Origin of the sequence: Mesorhizobium sp. M2A.F.Ca.ET.042.01.1.1, assembly GCF_003997405.1 — a bacterium.
Taxonomy (GTDB): Bacteria; Pseudomonadota; Alphaproteobacteria; order Rhizobiales; family Rhizobiaceae; genus Mesorhizobium.
In genome coordinates this window covers 1-4,697 of the sequence record NZ_RZRX01000359.1, presented here as the reverse complement: position 1 = coordinate 4,697, position 4,697 = coordinate 1, and the positions used below count along the sequence as shown (strand labels likewise).

Below are 4,697 nucleotides of genomic sequence, written 5' to 3'. Positions count from 1 at the left end.
CCCGGAATGAGTCCGAATTGAAGGCCACCTGAATTGAAAAGGCGCCGGCATTGCTGCCAGCGCCTCCAATTATCAAGCGCCAGGCGCAGCTCAGGCGTTGGCGACCTGCTTGTGCTGGATCGGATGGCTCTTCTTGAGCAGGTCCGAGACCAGGAAGGCGAGCTCGATCGCCTGATCGGCGTTAAGGCGCGGATCGCAATGGGTATGATAGCGGTCGTGCAGATCCTCGGCCGTGATGGCGCGGGCGCCGCCCGTGCATTCGGTGACGTTCTTGCCGGTCATCTCGACATGGATGCCACCCGGATGCGTGCCTTCGGCGCGGTGCACCTCGAAGAAGGTCTGTACTTCCTTGAGGATGCGGTCGAACGGCCGCGTCTTGTAACCCGCCGCCTCGATCGTGTTGCCATGCATCGGATCGGACGACCATACGACGTTGCGGCCTTCCTTCTTCACCGCCCGCACCAGCTTCGGCAGGTGCTCGGCCACCTTCTCGGAGCCGAAGCGCGCAATCAGCGTCAATCGTCCAGGCTCATTCTCTGGATTGAGCAGGTCGATCAATTCCAGCAAACCATCCGGCGTCAGCGAAGGTCCGCATTTCAGGCCAAGCGGGTTCTTGATACCGCGGCAATATTCGACATGGGCATGGTCGGGCTGGCGGGTGCGATCGCCGATCCAGATCATGTGGCCCGAGGTCGCGTACCAGTCGCCGGAGGTGGAATCGACGCGGGTCAGCGCTTCCTCGTAACCGAGCAGAAGTGCCTCGTGACTGGTGTAGAAATCCGTCTCGCGCAGCGCGAAATTGGTTTCCGACGTGATGCCGACCGCGCGCATGAATTCCATCGTCTCGGTGATGCGGTTGGCAAGCGATTCGTATTTCTCGCCCTGGGGGCTGTCGGCGACGAAGCCCAGCATCCAGCGATGCACGTTCTCCAGGCTGGCATAGCCGCCCTGCGCGAAGGCGCGCAGAAGGTTGAGCGTCGCGGCCGACTGGCGGTAGGCCATCTCCTGCCGGGCGGGATCCGGGATGCGCGACCTCGCGTCGAACTCAATGCCGTTGATGATGTCGCCGCGATAGCTCGGCAATGTCACCCCGCCCTTGGTCTCGTTGTCGGAGGAGCGCGGCTTGGCGAACTGGCCGGCAACGCGGCCGACCTTCACCACCGGCTGTGCGCCGGCGAAGGTGAGCACCACCGACATCTGCAGGAAGACGCGGAAGAAGTCGCGGATGTTGTCGGCGCCATGCTCGGCAAAGCTCTCGGCGCAGTCGCCGCCCTGGAGCAGGAAGGCTTCGCCGGCGGCCACCGCCGCCAGTTGCTTCTTCAGCTTGCGCGCCTCACCGGCAAAAACCAGCGGCGGGAACGTGGCGAGCTGGGCTTCCGTCGCCTTAAGCGCGGCAAGATCCGGATAGGCCGGAACCTGCTTGATCGGCTTTTCTCTCCACGAATTCGGCGACCATTTCGTCATCGCTGCACCCAATACTCTTCTCGGCGAGCGCCCTTGCCCGCTATTTTCGCCCCAACAGAGGTCGCGGCTCCTTACACGAAGCCGACTGCCTATTCTAGCCGGGTTTTTCAGCGGTGGCGAATGGGCGGGGTGCTGCTACGCAGCCTTGTCGACCAGCCGCGCCAGCTGCGTCATCACCACGGCGGAGCCCGCCAGCCTCTTCTCCGCGTTCGGCCAGTCGCGAATAAAGACGACACTGTGGTCGGCCCTGATTTTGGCCAGCGAGCCCTGCTCGCCGATGAACTTGACCAGTCCGACCGGATTGGGGAACTCGCGCTTACGGAAATGGATGACGACGCCCTTGGGGCCGGCATCGAGCTTCTCGACATTGGCCTTGCGGCAGAGCGCCTTGATGAAGACGATCTTCAACAGATGCGTCACCTCTTCCGGCAGCGGCCCGAACCGGTCGATCAGTTCCGCGCCAAAGCCGTCGATCTCCTCGGTGGTCTCGAGGTCGCCCAGCCGACGGTAAAGCGCCATGCGGAGCTGCAGGTCCGGCACATAGCTTTCCGGGATCATCACCGCGGTGCCGACCGCGATCTGCGGCGACCAGCCGCCGTCCTGCGCCTCGCCGGTATCCTTCACCTCGGCGACCGCCTCCTCCAGCATCTGCTGGTAAAGCTCGAAACCGACCTCCTTGATATGCCCCGACTGCTCTTCGCCGAGAAGATTGCCGGCGCCACGAATATCGAGATCGTGGCTGGCGAGCTGGAAGCCGGCGCCGAGCGTGTCGAGCGACTGCAGCACCTTCAGGCGGCGCTCGGCCGTATCGGTCAGCTTGCGGTTGGCCGGCAGCGTGAACAGCGCATAGGCGCGCACCTTCGAACGGCCGACACGGCCGCGCAACTGGTAGAGCTGCGCCAGGCCGAACATGTCGGCGCGATGGATGATCAGCGTGTTGGCGGTCGGGATGTCGAGGCCGGATTCGACAATGGTGGTCGACAGGAGCACATCGTACTGCCCGTCATAAAAGGCGTTCATGATGTCGTCGAGCTCGCCCGGCGGCATCTGGCCGTGCGCCACAGCCACCTTCAGCTCCGGCACGGATTCCTTCAGGAAATCATGGATTTCGGCCAGGTCGCTGATGCGCGGCACGACATAGAAGGAATGGCCGCCGCGATAGCGCTCGCGCAGCAGCGTCTCGCGGATGACCAGCGGATCGAAGGGCGAGATGAAGGTGCGCACCGCCATGCGGTCGACCGGCGGCGTGGCGATCAGCGACAGCTCGCGCACGCCGGTCAGCGCCAGCTGCAGCGTGCGCGGGATCGGTGTCGCCGACAGCGTCAGCACATGCACGTCGTTCTTGAGCTCCTTCAGCCGCTCCTTGTGCTTGACGCCGAAATGCTGCTCCTCGTCGATGATCAGAAGCCCGAGGTTCTTGAACGAGATCGAGCTGCCGAGCAGCGCATGCGTGCCGACGACGATGTCGATCGTGCCCTCGGCAATGCCTTTCTTGGTTTCCGCCAGCTCCTTCGAACCGACAAGGCGCGAGGCCTGCGCGATGCGGATCGGCAGGCCGGAAAAACGCTGCGAGAAGGTCTTGAAATGCTGGCGTGACAAAAGCGTCGTCGGCACCACCACCGCGACCTGGAACCCTTCCATCGCCGCGATGAAGGCGGCGCGCAGCGCCACCTCCGTCTTGCCGAAGCCGACATCGCCGCAGACCAGCCGGTCCATCGGCTTGCCGGCGCCGAGATCGTCCATGACGGCATCGATTGCCGTCTGCTGGTCGTCGGTCTCCTCATAGGGGAAGCGCGCGGCGAACTCGCCATAGAGCCCTTCCGCCGGGATCATGGCGGGGGCGGCGCGCATCTGCCGCTCGGCGGCGATGCGGATCAGTTGCCCGGCCATGTCGAGCAGGCGCCGCTTCAGCCGCGCCTTGCGCGCCTGCCAGGCGCCGCCGCCCAGCTTGTCGAGCGTCGCTTCGGCCGAATCCGAACCGTAGCGCGACAGAAGTTCGATGTTTTCGACCGGCAGGAACAGGCGATCGTCGCCCGCATAGTGGATTTCGAGACAGTCATGCGGCGCGCCGACCGCTTCGATGGTGCGCAGGCCGATGAAGCGGCCGATGCCGTGGTCGGCATGGACGACGATGTCGCCGGCGGACAGCGACGAGGCTTCGGCGATGAAATCGGAAGCCTTCTTCTTGCGCTTCGAACGCCGGATCAGCCTGTCGCCGAGGATGTCCTGCTCGGCGACGACGACCAGACCGTCGGTCTCGAAACCGGATTCGAGCGGCAGCACGGCAAGACCCGCCTGCCCCGGCTCGAGCTTTTCGACCTCGGCGAGCGTCGCGACGGTCTTCAGATTGCCAAGATGATGCTCAGCGAGGATCTGGCCGAGCCGGTCGAGCGAGCCTTCGGTCCAGCCAGCGACGATGACACGGCGGCGAGCAGCACGCTCATCGGCAATGTGCTTCACCACCACGTCGAACACGTTGATATTCGGGTCGGCGCGCTCCTCGGCGAAGCTGCGGCCGTGCCGCGAGCCGGCATGGAAGACCTTTTTGCCTCCGACATCCGGGGCATCGAAGACGGTGAAGTCGATGTCTTCGCGCGGGCCGAGCGAAGCCTTGAGATTGTCCGGCGACAGGTAAAGCAGGTCCGGCGCCACCGGCTTGTAGGGCACGGCGTCCTTGAGCGCGCTGTCGGCCTGCTTCCGGCGCGCCTCGTAATGGTCGAGGATCAGCGTGTGCCGCTCGGCCAGCGCTTCATGCGCCAGATGGTCGAAGACGACAGGCGCGTCCGGCAGGTAATCGAACACCGTCTCCAGCCGCTCGTAGAACAAGGGCAGCCAGTGCTCCATGCCGGCAAAGCGCCGGCCTTCGCTGACCGCCGCATAAAGCGCGTCGTCGCGCGAGGGCGCGCCGAAAGCCTCGATATAGGAGCGGCGGAAGCGGCTGATCGTCTCGGGCGTCAGCGCCACCTCGCTCATCGGCTGCAGCGACATCGACTTGCGCTGCCCGGTGGTGCGCTGGGTGGCGACGTCGAAGACGCGGATCGATTCCAGCGTGTCGCCGAAGAAGTCGAGCCTGAGCGCCTCGGTCCAGCCGGGCGCGAAAAGGTCGAGAATGCCGCCGCGTACCGCGAATTCACCGAGCCCGCGCACCGTCGGCACGCGCTCGAACCCGGAAATCTCCAGCCGCGCGATCAGCGCGTTCATGTCGATCTGGTTGCCGGGCCTGGCGTGGAAGG

General features: G+C 64.8%; 2 protein-coding genes. Both read right to left on the bottom strand.

Annotated elements, in window-relative coordinates; all coding sequences use genetic code 11:
• Nucleotides 1-90: 90 nt before the first annotated feature.
• Nucleotides 91-1,464, bottom strand: coding sequence for a 3-deoxy-7-phosphoheptulonate synthase class II (locus tag EOA23_RS31690; protein ID WP_127306993.1), 1,374 nt, complete (start codon nucleotides 1,462-1,464; stop codon nucleotides 91-93).
• A 135-nt stretch (nucleotides 1,465-1,599) separates the two neighbouring features.
• Nucleotides 1,600-4,697 (bottom strand): transcription-repair coupling factor (mfd, locus tag EOA23_RS31685; protein ID WP_127306992.1); only part of this gene is annotated, 3,098 nt, incomplete at its 5' end.

Bases quoted from the DNA above. Each gene is read 5' to 3' on its own strand.
- EOA23_RS31690 (WP_127306993.1), bottom strand. From the start codon at position 1,464: ATGACGAAATGGTCGCCGAATTCGTGGAGAGAAAAGCCGATCAAGCAG.